Source organism: Rubellimicrobium rubrum, assembly GCF_006152115.1.
GTDB lineage: Bacteria > Pseudomonadota > Alphaproteobacteria > Rhodobacterales > Rhodobacteraceae > Rubellimicrobium > Rubellimicrobium rubrum.
In genome coordinates, this window is the sequence record NZ_VDFU01000094.1 from 1 (window position 1) to 1,559 (window position 1,559).

A 1,559-nucleotide genomic window follows, 5' to 3' on the forward strand; every position below is an offset into this window, starting at 1 on the left:
CGTGTTCCAGTTCGCGTCGTCCGCGGAGTTCGGGGACGTCATCACGGACTTCCGCAGCCAGGCGGGCAACAGCGACCGCTTCGAGTTCAGCGCCGCAAGCTTTGGCATGGCGGTCGGCACCCTGTCCGCGTCGCGCCTTCAGATCCGGGCCGACAACGTGGCGCAGGACGGCGACGACCGGTTCATCTTCCGCACCACCGACCAGACCTTGTGGTACGACAACAACGGCAAGGATCCGAGCGGCCTGGGCCTGATTGCCGATCTCGACAGCGGCGCCATGGTCACCCTATCGGACTTCGTCTTCGTCTGATAGTGTGGATGGCCCCACCCTGACGGCATCGCTGTGCCAAGCTGGTGCTGTCTTAAGCCAGCAGAGGAGAGGGCCATCCACATGAAGATCAAAACACTCGGGATCAACCTAGCAGCCCCGCGGCCAGCCGATGGCGCCAGTTGTCGCCGAAGTCGTAGGTGTAGACGAGCGGCCCATTCCCCTCGGCGGCAAGGACGTCCTGGAGGGTAGCCTTTGTGACCGGCAGGGCACCGGGCCCGAGGTGTGGTTCAGGCAGGCTCCAGCGGTGGGGACCAGCTTCAAAGATATAGAGATGCTGGTTCTCCCAGCCCATGGCTGCCTGCAGGACGAGATGCAATCGGTCCAGGCGCAGGTCCGCGGGCACCGTGAGCGTTCGCGAAACGCGGGGCGTGACGTCCTCCAGAACGACAATGAGGCGCAGAATGCTCATGGCGCGGACCAGCTCCATGGAAGAAGCTCGTCGGTCCTGTTGGTGTAAGTGCGTCGCGCCACCTGGCTCACCAAGATCCCCGGTACCCGTTCCTGTGAGCAGATCGCTCGCTTCTCCTCGTCCAACCAGATCCGCCGCTTCCGTCCCCGCGCCACTGGAGACCTCGACGCTGTCCAACATCCACAAGCAGACGCTACCCCCCGGCATGTCCGCCCTTGATAGCCGTCAGGCAGAACTCTCACGGTCTGCTGCAGCGGAAGGGCATTACAGGCCCCGAGTACCTTGGGGCCTTCGACTGGGAAAACAGGGAAGCCCTCCTACTATCACAAACCTGACAGAGCGCCTGACACCAGCCCGCCCCGCGTCGGCTTGCTCGTCTCTGAGGCTCAGCGTTCTTCAGCTTGGTTCCTACACCTGCATGCCCATCTTGCGCATCCGATCGGCTTCTCCCCTAAAGAAGCGCTGCTCCAAGTCGGTGCACTCTGCCCTGAGCCGCAGGTAGGTGCGGTGGTGCATGGACCTGGTCCGCTCGGGGAAGGGCACGATGACCCCGCCCGTGGTCTGCCCCAAGCGCTTGCGGATCTTGATGGCTTTGAGGAGCAGCCGGTCATGAGGCGAGGTCAGCTCGGAGCGGCAGCGGCTGCCATAGCAGCGCCGACGGCGCGAGGAGTAAAGGACCGCGCAGCGCGTCCAGCACCGGGGGCAGCAGAACCACCACCGCTTGCCTCTCAAGTTTCCAGGCGTCCACTGGTCTGCCCCCTGAAAAGTGGTCCTCCCTGAAGTAGGCTTTCGGGCCTGAGGAGGACGAAGGAATGCCCC

General features: G+C 63.9%; 3 protein-coding genes. 1 reads left to right on the forward strand and 2 read right to left on the reverse strand.

The window, feature by feature from the left end; translation table 11 throughout:
• The coding region (locus FHG66_RS21815; RefSeq protein ID WP_218013952.1) for a hypothetical protein at window positions 1-310 on the forward strand (310 nt) is incomplete at its 5' end.
• 103 nt (window positions 311-413) lie between these two features.
• Here the strand turns inward: FHG66_RS21815 and FHG66_RS21340 are convergent.
• Entirely contained in the window at window positions 414-758 is a 345-nt protein-coding gene (locus FHG66_RS21340; protein ID WP_139079157.1) for a plasmid pRiA4b ORF-3 family protein, read from the reverse strand.
• A gap of 390 nt (window positions 759-1,148) precedes the next feature.
• Window positions 1,149-1,472 carry a hypothetical protein gene (locus FHG66_RS21345; protein ID WP_139079158.1) on the reverse strand — a complete coding sequence of 108 codons (324 nt, stop codon included), beginning with the start codon at window positions 1,470-1,472 and terminating at the stop codon, window positions 1,149-1,151.
• Window positions 1,473-1,559 lie beyond the last annotated feature (87 nt).